The sequence below is a fragment of the Marinobacter maritimus genome (assembly GCF_007671675.1).
In the GTDB taxonomy this organism is placed as follows: domain Bacteria; phylum Pseudomonadota; class Gammaproteobacteria; order Pseudomonadales; family Oleiphilaceae; genus Marinobacter; species Marinobacter maritimus.
Map to the genome: position 1 here is coordinate 95,506 of NZ_VCGW01000007.1, position 17,800 is coordinate 113,305.

Sequence of the window (17,800 nt, forward strand, 5' to 3'; positions counted from 1 at the left end):
CCATTCTAGGCAATATAGATTTGGTGCTCAAGAACCACAGCAGGGTTATTCGCATCAAACCAGACTGCAGTTGTCGTTAAGTAGTCTGCGATCTTAGTTCATCAGATAACAGCCTGATAAACTCCTTTATTTTCACGGGCAGATAAGAGCGCGCCGGATAAACTGCGTGTACCGGAAAGCTTCGCAAAGGTCTGTCTGGCAACAAACGAATCAGCCTGCCGCTTTCAATATCTTCCGCAAAAGCCCACAAAGGGCCAAGGTGTATGCCTTTGCCCTCAAGCACCAGTCTGCGTACCGCGGCAACGCTGTTGACCGTCATGTTGCTTCTGATCTTCAAGTGCGAATAGCGGCTGCCGTCGGCAAACTCGATGTCACTTCTTGCCTGGCTGGAGGAGTACAGAATGAAGTTGTACGCATCCAGTTTTTCAGGGGATGTCGGAGCACCCTGTTTTTCCACGTATTCCCGGCTAGCCACCAGCACTCGCTGATTATGGCCCAGATTTTTTGCGATCAGATTGGAATCCGGCAAGTCGCCGATTCGCACGGCGACATCAAGATTGCTCTCCAGTAGGCTTTCAAAAGGACTGCCCAGTAACAATTCCACCGACAGTTCCGGGGCCAGTTGTTGCAGTTGACAGGTAACCGGAACCACGAACTTCGTGCCGAAATCCACCGGCGCAGCGATACGCAATTTGCCAGTGAGGCGGGAAACGCCGCTTCTGATTTCCTCTTCCAGCGCTAGTTGATCATCGATGATCAGTCGTAAGCGCTCATAATAACGCTGTCCAAGTTCCGTCGGAGTGGTTCGTTGCGTGGAACGACGCAGCAACCTGACCTGGAGACGATTTTCCAGCGCGGCGATCTGCCTGCTGACCGACGAGGGTTCAAGTTTCAGGTATTCCGCAGCCTTTTTGAAACTGCCGGATTCCACCACTAGAACAAAAATTTGCTCGACATCGCTCATGCTTATTGCGCCACGTGCAATTAATGAGTGCAGATTAGCACTCTTCCTGAGCCTATCTCAATTGCATAGTCTGAACCTACGGTGATCGGTATCGCAAATTCGACCGGGATCCCCCTTCACAAACTGCAGGAGAGAAATCATGGCAAAGATCGATCTGAATGGGAAAGTTGCTCTTGTTTCTGGTGGGGCCAAGAACCTCGGTGGCCTTATCAGCCGGGAGTTTGCAGCTAGCGGGTCGGACGTCGTGGTGCATTATAATAGTGATGTGACCAAGAAAGACGCAAACGCAACGGTGGAAGCCATCAAAGGTATGGGCCGCGATGCAATTGCGATCCAGAGTGACCTTACCAAAGCAGCCAACGTTTCGGCGCTTTTCCAACAAGCCAAGGACCACTTCGGAGGCATCGATATCGCAGTCAATACCGTTGGGAAGGTGCTGCGCAAACCCATCATCGAAACAACGGAGGCAGAGTTCGACCAGATGATGGCCGTTAACGCGAAGTCCGCGTACTTCTTTATTAAAGAAGCCGGCCTGCATCTAAACGATAACGGCAAACTCATCACGATCGTGACCGCTCTGTTGGCAGCATTCACCGATGGCTACTCAACCTATGCCGGCGGCAAAGCACCAGTAGAACACTTCACACGTGCAGCGGCCAAAGAGCTTTCCGGTCGAGGTATTTCGGTCAACAACATTGCACCAGGCCCGATGGACACACCGTTTTTCTATGGCCAGGAAACCCCGGAACGTGTGGAATTCCACAAGTCACAAGCCATAGGTAATCAGCTCACGATGATTGAGGACATCGTACCCATTGTGAAGTTTTTGGCGACAGAGGGCTGGTGGATAAACGGCCAGACACTCTTTGCTAATGGCGGCTACACTACCCGCTAACAAATCGAGCATTCATCGCCTCCGGTTTTTGTTTGCCGGGGGCGACGCTCGTTTGAGGAGTTACCAATTTTCTTGTTGACCTATCTGCTTCCTATCGCGATTGCAGTTTTTTCAAGCGTAAATCCAGATTTTAGAAACGCTGCTCCTCAATCCTGGCCCAGATAGTGGCTCACAACCCCCCCCCGAATGCACAAGCAGCAAGATATGACATGTCGCAGGTTTGCCTATAACCTATACAGAAATATTCACGGAAATATAATCAAGTGCAACGGCATTGGTTCGTCTTTTTCCTTCTGACCATTCTGAACCTGACAACATGCGCTCTGGCTGAACCCGCACACGACAACGTAGCATGGCCCCTGATTGACGCGCGCGCCGACTACCAGGGCGCAATGGCCGATCGGGTGGCCTATCTCGTTGAACAGGGAGAAACGCTCTCCGTTGACGAGGTTCAGTCTTTGATTAGTGCTGATCCGGATGCTCTGACGCGCCCCAAGTCCAGCGTGTTAGCCAATGGCCTCGATTCCGATGCGGTGTGGCTGGTGGCGAAGATTTTCAATCCGACCGACGACGCTATATTGCGGCGCGTGTCCGTCGAAACAGGCTGGCTGGAAAGGGTCGATTTCTTTCTCATCACCGAAGGCCAGCTGCCACAGCATTTCATCAGTGGTGATCGCATCGCGCTGGGGCACCGTTCCGTTGCCAAACGCATACCCAGTGCCGATTACTCCTTTCCACCCGGCGAGACACGTCTGTTAATACGCGTTGAGACTGCCGATCCAATGGTGGTGCCACTTCACTTTTCCAGCGTTGCTGTGAGCCATAGCCGAGAGCAGTCAGAGGCGATCTTCTACAGCTTCGTCTACGGCGTCATGTTTGCGTTGTCAGCCTACAACCTGATGCTGTACGCCGGCCTTCGGAAACGGCGCTATCTTTTCTACTCGCTCTACACGGCAATTTTCGTGGTCGTGACGGCGTCCTACAATGGTATCGCCATGGCTCTGCTATGGCCCGATGCAGTGGGCTGGCAGCAGTGGGCGCCACCGCTGTTCATGCTGTGTTTCGTCAGCTCTGGTCTGGCTTTTGCCACGAGTTTTCTAAAGACCCGACGACGCCGGCCATGGCTCCACAAAACCATCCAGACAATCGGTGTGGCTTATTTCGCGCTTTTTGCGGCCTGTTTCGCCTTGGACCAACAGGGTCTGGCGCTGCAACTGGCATTCCTGATTGTGCCGGTGTTCACGGTGCTTATGCTCTACATGGGCGTGTCGAGCTGGATGCGAGGCAACCAAGCCGCACGCTATTTCATGCTGGGCACACTGGCTTCCGTTATTGGTGCCTTTGTTACGGCCTTAACGGTAGCTGGCGTGATTACTTATTCCCAGCTTGGCTACTATGCCTTGGACATTGGCATGGTGGTAGATGCCATGCTGTTGATGTTGGCGCTGGCCGATCTGGCCCGTAAAAATAAAGTGGCGCGGGTGACAGCCGAGCGCACGGCCCAAATCGATTTGCTGACCGGCCTCAACAATCGACGTGGTTTTCTGCCTGTCGCCGAATCATTTTGGAGCCTGGCTACGCGCAATAAGAGCAGTATGTGTGTGGCTATGATCGATATTGACCATTTCAAGAGCATCAATGATCAATATGGCCACGCAGCCGGCGACAGGATATTGAAGAAGATTGCCGAGGAGCTTGATAATTCCCGGCGCAAAGGCGACCTCCTGGCCCGCTGGGGTGGTGAAGAGTTTACGCTTCTGTTGCCGGAAACAGACGAAGCCGAAGCCCTCAAAGTGGCTGAGCGTTTTCGCCATAATATCGAGCAACTGGTGGTCAATGATTGCGGCAGGGTGATTCGATGCACCATCAGTGTGGGTGTCGCCAGCCGCCACGCTCAACATGTCACCCTGGAGCACGCTATTTCCAAGGCCGACGAAGAGCTATACCAGGCCAAGGTTCAGGGGCGCAATCAGATTTCCACTGGCCGCACGTCGGACGCTGCCTAGGTCCTTATTTTACCGAGGTTTTGGAATGCAGCATTTGCGTTAATCCTCAACAATAATTACATCATGTTTTTCGTTATAACTCTCGGCACTGAGTGTGTATCTATTACCGAAGTAGAGAGTGGTTTTACCCTTTTCGTGTGCCGCCAAATTGCAGATTTCTCCGCCGAAGAGTGCCCCGGGGAGCGCGAAAGGGGAGTGCACTTCTGGCATTTTCACAGTCGACATTGGCTATTTCGGGCGCGGCTGACATCACTCCCGGATAGTACCCCCACCACCCGGGGAACCCATTACCAACCGCTAACAGCTCAGCGGTGTCTCTTTCGGTTAGGCGTAAGACGGCTGTGTCGCTATTTTCTTCGATGAGGCGGGTGTAGCTGTATCTTGTTTCTGCGCAACCTTGAAGAAAGCAGGAGACTAACAACAGGTAAGCGATTTTGTTCATGTGTTGACCTGGTTCCGGGGTCTGGCGCCGGGTAAAACGACATGCTCACGCATATCCGGCCGCAGCGACGCGTCGGGCATTGCTAGGCACACCCTTCCACAAAGTGAATTGAATGCTCGTAACCTGAGTGTATTTCTACAATATGACCTTTAAACACCTCAAACCGCATGGCTATCGATTTGCCGCTTCAAATGGCCGGCCTCATCCTGCTCACTGATCGTCCTCTTGGCTTCTACTGCCTCTCGAATCACCGAAAAAACAAATATTTCACGTTGCGCGAACCCAAATTATCAATTAGCATTAAAGAAAGTAATTGATCACTTTCTTTGAGTTGATGATCTAGCTATGGGTGAGGGCTCTGATGAAAATTCCAACGGCGCGTTGCAAATACAAGAGGGTGGCTATCTATTGGGTAGTATTTCTGAGCGGCTATATCGGCATCAGAATCATTCTGGATCTGATGTCATGGGGAATAATTAGTTAGTCCGTAATATGTCGAATTGAATTTTATGAAAGGCTAGCTTAAGTACCTCCTTCGAGAGGTTGTTACTAACAAATGTTCTAATTTGTAGCTGAAAAATATTTAAAATAATTTAAGTTGAGTGAAAAATAAAGTGTTAAAAATTAAAAATAAATATTATTTTAATTGTAAACAAAATTTTTTCATTTTCATTGTTGTTATCCTGACTCTTACAGGATGTGCCAAAATGAAAGCGGAGAATAAACCAGCGAACTCATTAATTAGCAGTGTCCAAAAAATATTTCCGGTAGGTGATGGCCCAATCCACGATAGAGTCGAATTGCCATCTCCGGACGATCTATACTTTGCAACTCTTATCCCTGCTGAAAAAGGTAAAAGCTCGAGAATAACAGGCTCTTTATTTGATCAAAATAGAAGCTCAAACCTATATATAGAAAAAAATTATTTTGACGTTGGTGATATTATATATGTTGAGATAAATGAGCTTACGAAAGCTGATAAAAAGGCTTCGACTAAAATATCAAAAAATATCGACTTAGATCTGAAACCGATCGGAATTCCCGGAGGGAACCTTAAGGCGGGGTCGGACGATTTTAAATTAAATATATCACAAAAAAATGATCAAAAATCTAGTGGGAATGTAGGGCAGGAGAATAAACTTCAGGGTAGAGTAACCGTAGCCGTCGTGCAAAGATTTGATAATGGCAATTTGCTTGTGAGGGGAGATAAATGGGTTCAGATAAATAGCGGTAATGAATATATTCGTATTTCCGGGCTAATTAGATATCAAGATATAGATAGCGATAACGTTATTGATTCTTCGAAGATCGCTAATGCCAGGATTGAATATTCGGGCACGGGTGGTTTATCAGAAAGTCAAAAACCCGGCTGGTTCATGGAAAAGCTTGGAAATTCAGAAATATGGCCATTTTAGAGCGCACTCTATCTTGCTGTATAGTTTTTTTCTTATTTACCATTCTTTCAGCGTGCACTGCAAAAGATTTATTACGGTATGGAATAATGAAACCCGAAACACCAATCATTCCTGAAAACATAGATGCTATTGGTTACGCAGTCATTGACAGTCAACCCGGGCCATCTTATGAAGATAAGCTTTTGCAGGCGATGAGAAAGTCCAGGTCTGAAGCTTATACACTGCTGGTAGAGCAAGTATATGGTCGGCGTCTCGCTCTTAAAAGTCGATCATCCGTAGGTGGAGAAGAAAGAAAGGAAGTTTCATCCTCTATTATGGGAGAGCTTTTTGGCTTCACGACGGTGACTCATGGCATTGATGGAAAGCTCTACAGCACACACTTATCCATAGATGCAAAAAAGGCGCAAGAGATCCATAAGTATTACCGTGGGGAAGATAAGGATAAAAGGTTATGGTGGCGATAAGGTTTTTTATCCTTTTTTTGTTTTTCTGTTCTGATAGTTTCGCCGATTCTTTTGTTGGTGTAGGGGAGGCAAGAGTTTTTGACAATAATTTGGTTGAAGCAAAGATAGTGTCTGCTAAAAATGCTATCAGAGAAATTATTTTGAAAGCAGGTTTATCTGCCTCGACAATAAATGAATTAAGTTTCAGTATCGGTTATCTTGGTGATATTATAATAAGTAATAATTTATCGAGGCCGTCAATAAGAATAAATTCGTTATCTTCAGATGAGTCTGATGGTATTGTTCTCACTTTTGCCAAAGTGGATGTTGATAAGTCGAGACATCAATGCGGTGTTCGCCCGATGGCAAAGTCCGTTGTATTTTCTCCTCTTCTTGTTGGAACACTCAGGTATGCAGTTTCGGGTGGTTTCAAAAATGAAATCGATACTATTAATCGAAAATTTATAAATTTAATGAAAAACAGCGGGGTAGACTTCTTTCTGAAAGGTTTTTTAAACAATCCCGTTTTGTTCGACAATAGTGATGACCCAATTAATTCGAGTGCCCGCATAAGAGAGATTGCAGAGCGCTACGATGCTCAGTATCTAATTTCTGGAGCATTAAATGATATTTCATTGTCGAGAATGAATGCCGGTCCGGATTCTTACCGTAATGTTGTAAGGAATTTTAGTGTAACATTTTCATTGTTTGATGGAATCACAGGAAATAGGATCAAGAGCTATAGCTATAAAGAGTCATCTCCTTGGCCCATTGGTTATAGGTTGAATTTAGAGTTTAATGATGCTAGCCTTTCGAACTCTGCTTTTGGTAGCCGCATCTTCCAAATCCTAATGCGATCCGTAGAAGATATTAGTAGCGATATAAAATGCGCACGTCTCAGAGCAAGAGTTATTGAGAGCCGCGCTGATAGCCTGATGATTTCTGCTGGAACCATCCAAGGGGTAAATGTTGGTGATTCCTTTGTACTTCATAATAGAGTACAGAGTGGGTTCGACTCTGATGCTCAATATTATCGAGAGTCCAAAATGTCGCCTTATTTTGTTCTTGAGTCCTATCCATCGTTTAGTTTAATTACTTCTGTTGATACGTATAGTGTTGACTATACTGCAGGCGTGGGTGATATTGTTGTTCACGAAGGGCCACCGTAAGGTAGATCGCGAATTTTATATGAATTGCTGCGAAGAGAACATTTTGGATGGAAAAGAAAAGAGCTTACGAAAGAACCGAAAAACGTCAGGCGGAGACGATTGAGGCAGTAATCGAATTGTGCGGTAGCAGCAATCCATCGACACTTACAACGAGTGATATTGCGAAGGGAATTAATCTCTCTCAAGGTGCTTTGTTTAAGCATTTTCCTAATAAAGGTAATTTGTGGGAAGCCGTGGCAAAGTGGATGGCAAAACAAATGATTGACAAGGTCTTCAGGGTTTCAGAGCAGTATCAGTCCCCCATTCGCGCTCTTGAGGCAATGTTTCTGGCTCACATCTCTTTCATTTCCAAAAAGCCGGGTGTTCCCAAGCTAATGCTTGGGGAGCTTCAAAAACCAGATAAAGTAGGTGCGCGTGTAATTATTGACCATGTGCTAAACGATTATAGGGATAGGGTTATTTTACTACTTCGCGAAGGGGTCCTAAAGAACGAGATTCGAAATGATATAGACATTGAAGCTGCTGCAATATCATACTTGGGAAGTGTGCAAGGATTGATAATTCAGTCATTGATTCTGAATGACATGGCTATGGCAAAGGACTACGCGGCCCGAGTTTTTGAAATTTTTAAAGCGGGAATAGAAGTGAGTCGCTGATAGCGCATTAAAACCTCATAAGCGCTACACGAACCCCATCGTAACTTCGCCAGTATTAGACTCTCACTAAGGAGGCTGATGAAAAACCACCACATCATCTCCCTCTTGCCATGGCTGAAACCTGGTCATGGTTTGCAGAAAAAATGGGTGCTCCAGCCAGTGTTTTAGCCATAGCTGCAGGTTCGGGTAGGGTAGGTTGTAAAAAACATCGCGATCAACATGGGCGAATTGGCGGACGAACGGCATGATGCCAATATCTGCGATGGTCGCGTTAGGCCCCAACAGAAAAGGGTTTTTAGTCAGCAATGCCTCTAAAACCTGTAAAAAGGCTTCACCCCGTTGCCGATACGCTGTCTGGGACATTTCAAGATGACGGTCGGCGTATTTATAGCGATCCAGCCAATACTTGAATTCGCTGTCGTTTTGCTCGACCAGAGCGTTGGCCTGACGCAAAACCTGTGCATCCAAAAGCCCTTGCGGATCTTGCTGCTCTAGCGCCCACGCCATTATCTCCCGGCTCTCCTCAATCACTGAACCATCAAGACACTGCAAAACAGGCACGGTGCCTTTTGGGCTAATCGCGAGCATCTCAGCCGGTTTGTTTTTCAGGATTATCTCTCGCAGCTCCACCTGCAACCCGGCAAACAAGAGACCGAGCCGGGCACGCATGGCATAGGGGCAGCGGCGAAAAGAGTAGAGACGGTGGAGTGAAGAAGCCATGGTAACTTTTCGCCGTTGAATCGAGATCAATGGGCCCAGAGCAGGGGATTCCAGTGGTTCCCTAACTGTTGAGAAACTCGATGAGTTTTTTTGCGACATCGGCAGGGCGCTCTTCGGTTATCCAGTGCGCCGCGTCGACCCATTCCAGGCGCGCGTCCGGTATTGCGTCCCTCAGCATCTCAGCGTATTTAGGCTTTTGAAACTCATCATGTTGCCCCCATAGCACAAGAGTTTGATGGGGAATATTCTTCAGCTCATCGGCAATCGCGAGTGTGTATTCGGGATTGAGCCTGCGCAGGTTTCTGAAGAACGCTTTCTTGCCGGTTTCACCCTGCCAGGGGCGAACAACAATATCAGCAAGCTCAGAGGTGGCGTTTGATTCGTCATGCATTCCCTTGGGCAGGAAGTCGCGAAGCATCTGCTCCAGTTCCTGAGCGCTCATGTCATCTTCCGCCCCCGGTTCCTGTAATGGCTCGAACTCGGGAATCGGCCAGGAGTCGAAGCAGACAGCATCGGCAAGAACCAGCCGGTTTATACGTTCCGGGTGGTTTACCGCCAGTATCTGGGCAACACCGCCGCCAATATCATGGGCCACAAGATCTGCACAGCGGATGCCTAGTGCATCCATAAGGCCGATCAGTATTTTGCTTTGTGCAGCGATCGACACATCGGCATCAAGCGGTTTATCGGATTCACCGTAATTGAGCATGTCTGGCACGATCACCCGGTGTGTTTGCGCCAGCTGTGGGAGGATCTTGCGCCAGAGGAGGCCAGACATCGGGATGCCGTGGAGTAAGATCAGCGGTGCCCCTTCGCCTTGCTCCAAGTAGGCAATACGGTGCCCATCTACTTGCAGGTATTGGTGCTCAAGATTTGATTCACTCATTGTAGCGCTCCTTTGAGTTCACGTTTTCCAAAGTGATCGATTACATCTTTACGCTACTGACTGAAAACCTATGATTCAAATTATATTTGAGTAATCACTCAAACTTTGCCTTTTTTCATTTTTACCTTACAAGACAGCCTGATCCGCCAAGCTAACTTCCAGGCCGGTCGCTACCGAGTTATACGGTTAGGTAACCTTAGCCCTTAAGGTCAGCCGGCCATGTTACGTTGGTCTGGCAATATCATTCTATGCCGGTCGAACTAATACAGGTTCAGCTGTCATTAATTATCCAGGAGGCAAACTGATGTCGAACACTCACAAGACAATCAATCCTGCCACAGAAGAAGTTCTTGAAACCTATACCATGATGTCCAGACAAGAAGCTGAGGGCATCATTGAGCAGACTCATCATGCGTTTCTTAACTGGCGCAAAACCGGGTTTGAAGAGCGCGCGAATATTCTGCGCAAAACCGCTGCCCTGATTCGGGAGCGCCAGGATGACTACGCCGCACTGATGACCCGGGAAATGGGCAAAACCCTGGCAGAGGGCAAACAGGAATGCGAACTGTGCGCGGCGATTTGTGAGTACACCGCAGAACAGGGCCCCACGGAACTGGCGGATGAAACAAGAGAGCTGGCGGGCGGCCGTGCTGTGGTTTCCTATCAGCCTCAAGGTGTGATTTACGGCATACAGCCGTGGAACTTTCCGCTTTATCAGGTTATTCGCTACAGCGCCGCCAACCTCATGGCGGGTAACACCGTGCTATTGAAACATGCCAACAATGTGTGGGGCATGGCTCTGGAAGTTGAAAAACTTTACCGCGATGCCGGCATGCCGGAACACGCCTTCCGCACGCTGTTAATTGACCATGAGGTATCAGACGCCGTTATCGAACACAAGCTGGTGCGTGGCGTTACGCTTACAGGTAGCCCCAACGCTGGTCGGACAGTGGCACAACGAGCGGCTAAGGTGCTGAAGAAAACCGTGCTGGAACTGGGCAGCAACGATGCCTATCTGGTACTGGCAGACGCCGACATCAAGAAGGCTGCGAAGATCTGCGTACAGGGCCGAACCTACAATGTCGGCCAGACCTGCGTGGCTGCGAAGCGCTTTATTATCGAAGAGCCCGTGTACGAAGAGTTCAGGGATGCCTGCTTGGCTGAAATGGAGAAGCTCTCTTTTGGTGATCCCACGAACAGTGATACCAAAATGGGCCCCATGGCTCGCGAAGACCTCAGAGATGGCCTGCATGAGCAGGTTCGCAAGTCGATCGAGGCCGGCGCTACCTGTTCTTTAGGTGGTGAAATCCCCGAGGGCAAAGGTTACTTCTACCCACCCACGGTACTGGAAAACGTGGCGCCCGGGCAGCCAGCGTATGACGATGAGCTGTTTGGACCGGTAGCGGCGCTGATAAAGGTAAAGGATGTGGCCGAGGCTATGCGAGTTGCAAATGACTCCATTTATGGCCTGGGCGGTGGCATCTTTAGCGCCGACGAAGACGAGGCGCTGCGCCTGGCTCGGGATGAATTTGACACAGGTATGGTCAATATCAATGGCTATAATCTGGCCAAGCCTAACCTGCCATTTGGTGGGGTAAAGCAGAGCGGGTATGGCCGCGAACATGGCGGCTTTGGCATGCACGAATTTGTGAATGTGAAGTCTGTTATGGTGAGCGAGTCCTGATGCAAGCTTAACCAACACTGCGCCTGGGTAACGCCACGTTACCCAGGCGCACTCTCAACATAGCCCTCAAGCTTTTTGATGATCACGGCATGGTTTCATCAAAGCGTGACAGCAAAGAGCAAAGCGCCCCCCAGAACAAAGAAGTCAAACCAGAGCATAATCATGATCTGGCTTATTGTCTTTGGATAAGAACCCGTTGGATAACATGACCCCAGGTGCGATCTTTTGCATCGCTGGCATGCTGGTCAGCCCGGCTTCGGGCTTCTGCTTGGCTGGCACTTGATACAAAGGCCGTAAACTGTTTGGTCACGGCCTGATGATAACTCCTGAAAGCAGCTTCACAGCCCGCTTGGGCGCCCTTGGCAATGTCTGAAGGTGGTGCCGATGTGATATGGCTGAAGCGATCGGACTCACTGGCCATGCAATCCTGATACGCCTTGTATTTCTCGTTCAGGTTGGTACTGAGGGCTTTCTTTTCATCGGAGGTCAAATTCGGCGCAGGAGAAAGAGCCGCGCAACTGGCCAGCGACCCGCACAATGCCACCACAATGGTAGCGCCCCGCCAACGGACAGCATCAAAGAAAATCATATCTATCACCCTTTTAAGTTCAGTAGAGTCTGCATCTGCTCTTTGTTTTATTTGCTGTACCATCCAATAAGCATAGCTTAGGTTGTAACGAGTTTCCGATTCACCCTCAATGGTTAGCGTAGAGTTTCCAAGGCACTGTGATATCTGATCTTTATCAGAATTTTCTCTACCCAATTTTTCACGCCTTGAATAGTATTTTCTAGCAACGGAGCCTGTAGTGATGCCATCGTCTGTAATAAATGCCATCGAGCCGAAATACGGCAATCGGGGGCTGACAGACGACCTAACCTTTTCAGGAGAAAAAAATGTCGGACACCAACATCGAACTTATTTCCACCATTAGCGAAGACAACAAACTGGAACTTGCACTGCGCGAGATCGAGATCCCCCAGCCCGGCGAAAACGAAGTGGTCATCCGCATCGAAGCTGCTCCTATTAACCCGTCTGACCTGGGAGTGATGTTCAGCGCGGCCGATATGACGACTGCCAGCCAATCCGGTAGCGCCGAGCGCCCGGTCATCAGTGCCGATGTCCCGGCCAAGTTCATGGGTGCCGTTAAAAAGCGGGTTGGCAAGCCTATACCCGTAGGCAACGAAGGGGCCGGTACAGTGGTAGCTGCGGGCTCATCAGCCGCTGCGCAAAGCTTGATGGGCAAAACCGTTGCGGTAATTGGCGGTGGTAGCTACCGCCAATATCTCTGTGCCAAGGTGCAAAGCTGTCTGGAACTAGAGCCGGGTACGACTGCAGCCGAAGGCGCTTCTAGCTTTGTGAACCCGCTGACGGCATTAACCATGGTCGAAACCATGCGTGCTGAAGGTCACAAGGCCATCGTTCACGCTGCCGCCGCCTCTAACCTCGGACAAATGCTCAACCGCATCTGCATCGCCGACGGCATCGACCTGGTCAATATCGTCCGCAAGCCAGAACAGGAAACATTGCTGCGCGAATTGGGCGCCAAATATGTGGTTAACTCCAGTAGCGACAGCTTCATGGCAGACCTGACCCAAGCACTGATCGAAACCGGAGCGACCATCGCGTTCGACCCTATTGGTGGCGGTAAATTGGCTAGTGACATTCTCACCTGCATGGAAGCCGCCGTCGCTCGCAACATCACTGAATACAGCGTGTATGGATCTGACATTTATAAACAGGTTTATATCTATGGCGGGCTTGATCGCGGCCCCATCACGATAAACCGCAGCTTTGGTTTTGCCTGGGGTGTGAACGGCTTTTTATTGTTTAATGCATTAGGAAAACTGAGCAAGGAAACCACCATCGCCATGCGCAAACGCATAGCCGCCGAGATCAAAACCACGTTCGCCAGCCACTACACTCACGAAGTATCCCTGGCAGGTGCTTTACAACTGGATGCGATCGCGGTTTACGGCAAACAGGCTACCGGAGAGAAGTTCCTGATCAAACCACAGAGCTAACGTTTGATGTCTGGCCGCAAGGCCATCCCAGGCTGCTGGCGTCAGAATGACTCCAGCCGCCTGGATCTCTTTTCGTGCTGTTCAATGCCAACAGCACGCGCTGCTACGGAATGAAGGCGAAGCCGCAATGTAATAGCCGTCGCCGTGACTGTGATTGTGATTGTTAGGCTTCCACTCCAAACTTGGAAACTTGGGACAGATTTATTTCAATTTAAAATAAATCTGTCCCGGTTTTCAATTTAAAATAAATCTGTCCCGGTTTTTGTCCGGTTTTTGCGGTTTTTTGCTTCAGCTAGGGCGTGGCCATATTGGTCCGGAAATTCTTCCGGCTATCGCTATCCAGGCTCTGAGATGAAATCAGAATCAACTGGCGGATAAAGCTCGCAATTCGTGGATCATAGATATCGTTGTGATCCCGAATCAATTCACCGTCCACCCGGATATTCAAATAAGGGTTGCGCCCGGCCGATGTTTCCGTGCGTTCGAGCACCGCGCCTTCAAATGGGATACGGCTTCCGCTCTTGTCTGTCTCCCAGCCCCTGCTGGCCTCAACAAACGTTTGAACAGCCTCGGACGTATTGAAACTGGCTTGTTCTCGGTCTTCAAGGGCATCGTTTGCGCGGAGGTAGTGCGTCAGGTATGGATCGAAATGGCCCAGTGCGGTCACATTCGAAGAGCCCTGATCTATGATTTCGTATTCCCCGGTCACCGGGTTGAAGCGCCGGGCGTCGCGTTCGATTTCAAACAGCGTGGAAAACCAGCGACCCAGAGGGAAGGCCATACCGGTGGCATCGTCGTCTTCGGAGGTCATGACTGCGAGCACCGGCAACTGGCTCGGAAAGTAGCGCCGCCGCTCATTGGCCATATCGCTGAGAGTCGAATAGCGTGATGCCTCAAACGCAGGGTTGATCAGCACAACCAGATCCGCGAAGCCCACCGTATCACTAACTACGGCGTCGGGCCCATGGGTTTGCACAAACCCGTTCTCGAGAATCTCGCTCATTGCAGAAAACACCAAGGCGCCCCCAAAGCTGTGCCCCACCACGACAAAACGAGTACGATTGGGTTTGTCATCGGCAAGGGCCTGGGCACGTTTGGTTTTCTGCACTAGCTCCAGGCGGCTGAGCAATTCCGTGGCACCGCCGCGCCCGACTTTGTGGGCCGTATTCTTGCGCTCCCAGAAGGTCAGCTCTTTCAACCCAGGCAGGCTTACGGAGCCGCCACGCCAGCCCAGGTATATACCGACCACCTTCCGGGCTGGTGTCCCGGTCCTGGCGCCCACGGCTGATTCCAGTGCGCTCAGCCGCCGCAGTGATTCCCGAAAACTGGTTATATTGCTGTCCGCGGGCCGCGCACTGTGTTTCCAGCCATGCACAAACACCACCATCAACAAATCCTCATTGGAGGCCAGGTTATTAACCTCGTCGATCACCTCCCTCAATTGTTGACGGTCCCAGAGTTGCCCCTGGTCGTCGAATTCTACAAAGCCCAGGTGGTAGCTTTCGCCGCTAGCCTCAGGTGCCTGAAATACCTGGAGCGTATGCCGTGAACATTCTTCAAGAGGGTGGGAGGAAACACAGACGCCGGATTCTGTGCGGTAGCGCTGGTCTGAAATACAGCCCGACAGTGACATAACCATTGCGAAAAGAAGGGTGAAACGGACGTAGTAAAAGCAGTTATTCATGGCAAACTCCTTTGCGGCTTTTTCTGGCAGAACCTCCTGTTACATCCGCCACTCTGCACCATTGATAATCACAGTCTCGTAAGCCGTCTCGCAACGGGCTGCCGATAAAACAAGCATAAACCAAGAGCCGGCGAAAGCCAGAAGCCGAAGGGTGGGAGAGAACTGGCGCTAACTGTCAGGCTTTTACGCTCCAGTGCTCGCTTGGCAGCCGCTTAGTCTCAAATTCAATTAAGTGTGCCATAGCAGGGGACAGGCTCCACGTAGCCTTCACGTTTATTGCCAGAGTTATAAGACTCGGGGCCTACTCTTTTGAGGTAATATCCCGTCAGGCATGTACCCCGGTAGGTCACAGCTAGCCTACCCGCGAAAAACCGAATAAGCCTGCCAAGGGATGCAAGCGGCCTTCGATATTGGCCCTCAGTAAATCCGCACCAATCATACTGTAGCTGATACCGTTACCGCCGTACGCGAGAGCGAATTGCACCCTCGGACCATACTGCGGATGCTCGCCGAAAAAAGGCAGGCCATCCTCGGTTTCTGCAAACGTGCCGCCCCAGGAAAACGCCGGGCGCATCTGCAGGTCCGGAAACAGTTTCCTGACCTTCTTGCACAAACCTTTGGCCTTGCTATCCACCCGTCGGTCCCGCCGCGCCGGGATGTCGATATCGTCGTCATCTCCACCGACCAGAAGCCGGCCATCGCCCGTCGTCCGCATGTACAGGTAAGGCCTGGCCGATTCCCAAATCATAGTCGACGCTAACGGGCCGAGCGCTGACTCTTCTATCGGGTCGGTAATAAAGGCGTAACTGCTGCGGTTCTTCGCCACCGACTGCTTCAGCCATTTCTGCGAGGCATATCCTGCCGCCATCACCACATGCCTGGCCTGAATCCGGAAACCTTCCGGTGTTTGCAGTGTAACCTTGTCTTCCGATGGTTCGATGGTATCAATCACCGTGCGATCAAACACCCTGCCGCCGCGTTCTGCCAGTCGGAGGAGCAGCTTGGAAGCCATACGATATGGATCAACCTGGGCCGCCAATTTGGTTAGAATCGCACAGGGCGCCTTGATGCCAAACCGCTCCCTCACGCCACCCGCATCAAGCCACTCGGCGTCAAACTCATGCTTTATTCGAAGGTCGTATTCTTCTCGCAGCTCGGCCCTGTGGCCACGTTTACTGGCGAAGTACAAGCTCTCCCGCATGCCGAAGTCCACATCGCCCAGTTCATCAGCAAGATCTCGAAGCTCCGTGATCGCGGCGGCACAGGCCTTGTAAGCCGCCACCGCGTGGAACTCGCCGTACATCCGCGCCAGATCGGCCATATGGGTGTCAATCTCGTACTGCAACAATGCCGTGCTCGCAGCGGAACTGCCCCAGGCGATATCGCGCTGCTCAACCACCACCACATCAAAACCGTTCTTACCCAGATTGTCAGCGATCAACGACCCGGTAATACCGCCTCCTACCACCACCACGTCACAACTGATATTCGCCTTGAGCTGGGGGAAAGCGCACATGAGGCCATTTTTGATGGCCCAGAAGGGGTAACCGCTTTTCAGGTCCATATCGTAATCCTTTTTTGAGGGCGAATCGGAGAGGGCCGTATGCAGTATAGGTTCTTGCAAAGGAGACTGAACACGTAGGTTTGCAGATTCTTAACACTGAGCACAGCGGCGCCCTTGGAGTGGCGACGAAGGAGCCATGGAAAGGGCGTCCGTTTGAGGCTGGGATGTGTCATGCGTACCGGGGGAAGTGCAGAACGCACTACAACAATCTGTTATGCAATGTCCAGTCGTCGCATGCCATTCGATATACTCGCACAGGTCGGGCATGGAATTCTCGAATCGTATAATCTCCGAACCCGACCTTCTCCGTCACCCTAACGGAGGCTGCATGCTCCGGCTCGATAATAACAATTACCGACTCGCAGTGTTTTTGATCGAAAGCATACTGGAGAACACCTTTTACAGCTTCTGTCGCATACCCCTGATGCCAAAACCTGCGCGCCAGACGATAACCTAGATTGATTTCTTCAACATCGCCAACCAACTCCGGCCCAACGCCACAGAAGCCGATAAAATGCCCTGATTCCTTTTCACACAATGCCCATGGCCCAATTCCATGAGAGGCGTAACACTCAAGGCACCGATCAACGAACTTTCGGGTAGCTTCTTCGTCGCAAACTCCACGAACGGAGAACTTCATGACTTCCGGATCACTGAGCATTGTGGTGAGCACAGGAACGTCCTGATGGGATAGCTTCCTTGCAATCAACCTCTCTGTTTCAAACAATGGCACTGTTCTCTCCCTGTGAATAACGCTTGGCACAGTGGCTAATTTTGGGGATTGACACCACAGTCACTTGTTACACAGCACTATAATGCACCCCGAAGAATGAGCAGGATAGGCACCAGAAGAACAAACGCAACAAAGAATGCTGGGAACAGTGACCGAGCCAACAATGCTAAAAATGTAGGCCTAGTATTCAAAATCACCCCTGGAAGTTCATCCGAAACCCAAACTTCCATTTTGGCACCAACCCCCAATTCTTCGTCGGGGGTGTAAGGGGGAGGAGCAATAAAGTGAATAGGCCCCCTCCCTTCAACTCTGATGCCCAGTTGAATCAAACGGTCCAGCGCAGCACGATGATTCTGTTCAACCATAGCCGACGTTTTTCTGGCCCTAAACAACGGCTTTAGTTGCGAGAAACGCACCAGTGCGAGCAGCAAAAAAATCACTGATACTGCTACCACATAGTAAACGACAAACTCTGTTGTATTCATGCGGTGTAACGCCCGCAGCATGCGCGGCTTTG

16 protein-coding genes are annotated in these 17,800 nt (G+C 50.3%); 8 read left to right on the plus strand and 8 right to left on the minus strand.

The features are described 5' to 3' along the window. Positions 1 to 76: 76 nt before the first annotated feature. The gene (locus FFI90_RS18935) at positions 77 to 964 is read right to left on the minus strand and encodes a LysR family transcriptional regulator (protein ID WP_144780322.1); all 888 of its coding nucleotides are present in this window, start codon (positions 962 to 964) and stop codon (positions 77 to 79) included. A gap of 139 nt (positions 965 to 1,103) precedes the next feature. On the opposite strand from FFI90_RS18935, the gene FFI90_RS18940 reads away from it, so the two are divergent. The 6 genes from FFI90_RS18940 (at position 1,104) to FFI90_RS18965 (ending at position 7,990) form a co-directional block, all read left to right on the plus strand. Continuing rightward, on the plus strand, positions 1,104 to 1,859 hold the full coding sequence (locus FFI90_RS18940; RefSeq protein ID WP_144780323.1) for an SDR family oxidoreductase: 756 nt from the start codon (positions 1,104 to 1,106) through the stop codon (positions 1,857 to 1,859). A gap of 263 nt (positions 1,860 to 2,122) precedes the next feature. Next, a complete protein-coding gene (locus tag FFI90_RS18945) occupies positions 2,123 to 3,865 on the plus strand; it encodes a sensor domain-containing diguanylate cyclase (protein WP_144780324.1) in 1,743 nt (580 codons plus the stop codon). 1,149 nt (positions 3,866 to 5,014) lie between these two features. Continuing rightward, positions 5,015 to 5,722: a flagellar basal body L-ring protein FlgH gene (locus FFI90_RS18950; RefSeq protein WP_144780325.1), complete on the plus strand. Its 708-nt coding sequence runs from the start codon at positions 5,015 to 5,017 to the stop codon at positions 5,720 to 5,722. Between the two features lie 86 nt (positions 5,723 to 5,808). Beyond that, the gene (locus tag FFI90_RS18955; protein WP_144780326.1) at positions 5,809 to 6,186 is read left to right on the plus strand and encodes a hypothetical protein; all 378 of its coding nucleotides are present in this window, start codon (positions 5,809 to 5,811) and stop codon (positions 6,184 to 6,186) included. Next, positions 6,174 to 7,334, plus strand: coding sequence for a flagella assembly protein FlgT middle domain-containing protein (locus FFI90_RS18960; protein WP_144780327.1), 1,161 nt, complete (start codon positions 6,174 to 6,176; stop codon positions 7,332 to 7,334). Before FFI90_RS18955 ends, FFI90_RS18960 begins: the two co-directional genes overlap by 13 nt. A 47-nt stretch (positions 7,335 to 7,381) precedes the next feature. Beyond that, positions 7,382 to 7,990, plus strand: a complete 609-nt coding sequence (locus FFI90_RS18965) for a TetR/AcrR family transcriptional regulator (RefSeq protein ID WP_144780328.1) — start codon at positions 7,382 to 7,384, stop codon at positions 7,988 to 7,990. Between the two features lie 66 nt (positions 7,991 to 8,056). Here the strand turns inward: FFI90_RS18965 and FFI90_RS18970 are convergent, their stop codons facing one another. After that, a complete protein-coding gene (locus tag FFI90_RS18970; protein WP_144780329.1) occupies positions 8,057 to 8,710 on the minus strand; it encodes a glutathione S-transferase in 654 nt (217 codons plus the stop codon). Positions 8,711 to 8,771: 61 nt separating this feature from the next. Beyond that, positions 8,772 to 9,596, minus strand: coding sequence for an alpha/beta fold hydrolase (locus tag FFI90_RS18975; RefSeq protein ID WP_144780330.1), 825 nt, complete (start codon positions 9,594 to 9,596; stop codon positions 8,772 to 8,774). A gap of 304 nt (positions 9,597 to 9,900) precedes the next feature. On the opposite strand from FFI90_RS18975, the gene FFI90_RS18980 reads away from it, so the two are divergent. Continuing rightward, positions 9,901 to 11,280, plus strand: a complete 1,380-nt coding sequence (locus FFI90_RS18980) for an NAD-dependent succinate-semialdehyde dehydrogenase (RefSeq protein WP_144780331.1) — start codon at positions 9,901 to 9,903, stop codon at positions 11,278 to 11,280. 172 nt (positions 11,281 to 11,452) lie between these two features. Here the strand turns inward: FFI90_RS18980 and FFI90_RS18985 are convergent, their stop codons facing one another. Beyond that, positions 11,453 to 12,115: a hypothetical protein gene (locus tag FFI90_RS18985; protein ID WP_144780332.1), complete on the minus strand. Its 663-nt coding sequence runs from the start codon at positions 12,113 to 12,115 to the stop codon at positions 11,453 to 11,455. Positions 12,116 to 12,174: 59 nt separating this feature from the next. Between FFI90_RS18985 and FFI90_RS18990 the strand changes: the two genes are divergently transcribed. Continuing rightward, on the plus strand, positions 12,175 to 13,302 hold the full coding sequence (locus FFI90_RS18990) for a zinc-binding dehydrogenase (protein WP_144780333.1): 1,128 nt from the start codon (positions 12,175 to 12,177) through the stop codon (positions 13,300 to 13,302). A 292-nt stretch (positions 13,303 to 13,594) separates the two neighbouring features. Here FFI90_RS18990 and FFI90_RS18995 read toward each other — a convergent pair whose 3' ends face one another. The 4 genes from FFI90_RS18995 to FFI90_RS19010 all read right to left on the minus strand — a co-directional run bounded on the left by FFI90_RS18995 (position 13,595) and on the right by FFI90_RS19010 (position 17,768). Further along, entirely contained in the window at positions 13,595 to 14,986 is a 1,392-nt protein-coding gene (locus FFI90_RS18995) for a hypothetical protein (protein ID WP_222120536.1), read from the minus strand. A gap of 352 nt (positions 14,987 to 15,338) precedes the next feature. After that, the gene (locus FFI90_RS19000; protein WP_144780334.1) at positions 15,339 to 16,550 is read right to left on the minus strand and encodes an NAD(P)/FAD-dependent oxidoreductase; all 1,212 of its coding nucleotides are present in this window, start codon (positions 16,548 to 16,550) and stop codon (positions 15,339 to 15,341) included. 199 nt (positions 16,551 to 16,749) lie between these two features. Then, the gene (locus FFI90_RS19005; RefSeq protein WP_144780335.1) at positions 16,750 to 17,283 is read right to left on the minus strand and encodes a GNAT family N-acetyltransferase; all 534 of its coding nucleotides are present in this window, start codon (positions 17,281 to 17,283) and stop codon (positions 16,750 to 16,752) included. A 77-nt stretch (positions 17,284 to 17,360) separates the two neighbouring features. Further along, a complete protein-coding gene (locus tag FFI90_RS19010) occupies positions 17,361 to 17,768 on the minus strand; it encodes a hypothetical protein (RefSeq protein ID WP_144780336.1) in 408 nt (135 codons plus the stop codon). Positions 17,769 to 17,800: the final 32 nt, after the last annotated feature.

What these genes read in the sequence shown, in the direction of transcription:
- FFI90_RS18935 (WP_144780322.1), bottom strand. Translation starts at nt 964, where the DNA reads ATGAGCGATGTCGAGCAAATTTTTGTTCTAGTGGTGGAATCCGGCAGT.
- FFI90_RS18940 (WP_144780323.1), top strand. Translation starts at nt 1,104, where the DNA reads ATGGCAAAGATCGATCTGAATGGGAAAGTTGCTCTTGTTTCTGGTGGG.
- FFI90_RS18950 (WP_144780325.1), top strand. Translation starts at nt 5,015, where the DNA reads ATGAAAGCGGAGAATAAACCAGCGAACTCATTAATTAGCAGTGTCCAA.
- FFI90_RS18955 (WP_144780326.1), top strand. Translation starts at nt 5,809, where the DNA reads ATGAAACCCGAAACACCAATCATTCCTGAAAACATAGATGCTATTGGT.
- FFI90_RS18960 (WP_144780327.1), top strand. Translation starts at nt 6,174, where the DNA reads ATGGTGGCGATAAGGTTTTTTATCCTTTTTTTGTTTTTCTGTTCTGAT.
- FFI90_RS18965 (WP_144780328.1), top strand. Translation starts at nt 7,382, where the DNA reads ATGGAAAAGAAAAGAGCTTACGAAAGAACCGAAAAACGTCAGGCGGAG.
- FFI90_RS18970 (WP_144780329.1), bottom strand. Translation starts at nt 8,710, where the DNA reads ATGGCTTCTTCACTCCACCGTCTCTACTCTTTTCGCCGCTGCCCCTAT.
- FFI90_RS18975 (WP_144780330.1), bottom strand. Translation starts at nt 9,596, where the DNA reads ATGAGTGAATCAAATCTTGAGCACCAATACCTGCAAGTAGATGGGCAC.
- FFI90_RS18980 (WP_144780331.1), top strand. Translation starts at nt 9,901, where the DNA reads ATGTCGAACACTCACAAGACAATCAATCCTGCCACAGAAGAAGTTCTT.
- FFI90_RS18985 (WP_144780332.1), bottom strand. Translation starts at nt 12,115, where the DNA reads ATGGCATTTATTACAGACGATGGCATCACTACAGGCTCCGTTGCTAGA.
- FFI90_RS18990 (WP_144780333.1), top strand. Translation starts at nt 12,175, where the DNA reads ATGTCGGACACCAACATCGAACTTATTTCCACCATTAGCGAAGACAAC.
- FFI90_RS18995 (WP_222120536.1), bottom strand. Translation starts at nt 14,986, where the DNA reads ATGAATAACTGCTTTTACTACGTCCGTTTCACCCTTCTTTTCGCAATG.
- FFI90_RS19000 (WP_144780334.1), bottom strand. Translation starts at nt 16,550, where the DNA reads ATGGACCTGAAAAGCGGTTACCCCTTCTGGGCCATCAAAAATGGCCTC.
- FFI90_RS19010 (WP_144780336.1), bottom strand. Translation starts at nt 17,768, where the DNA reads ATGAATACAACAGAGTTTGTCGTTTACTATGTGGTAGCAGTATCAGTG.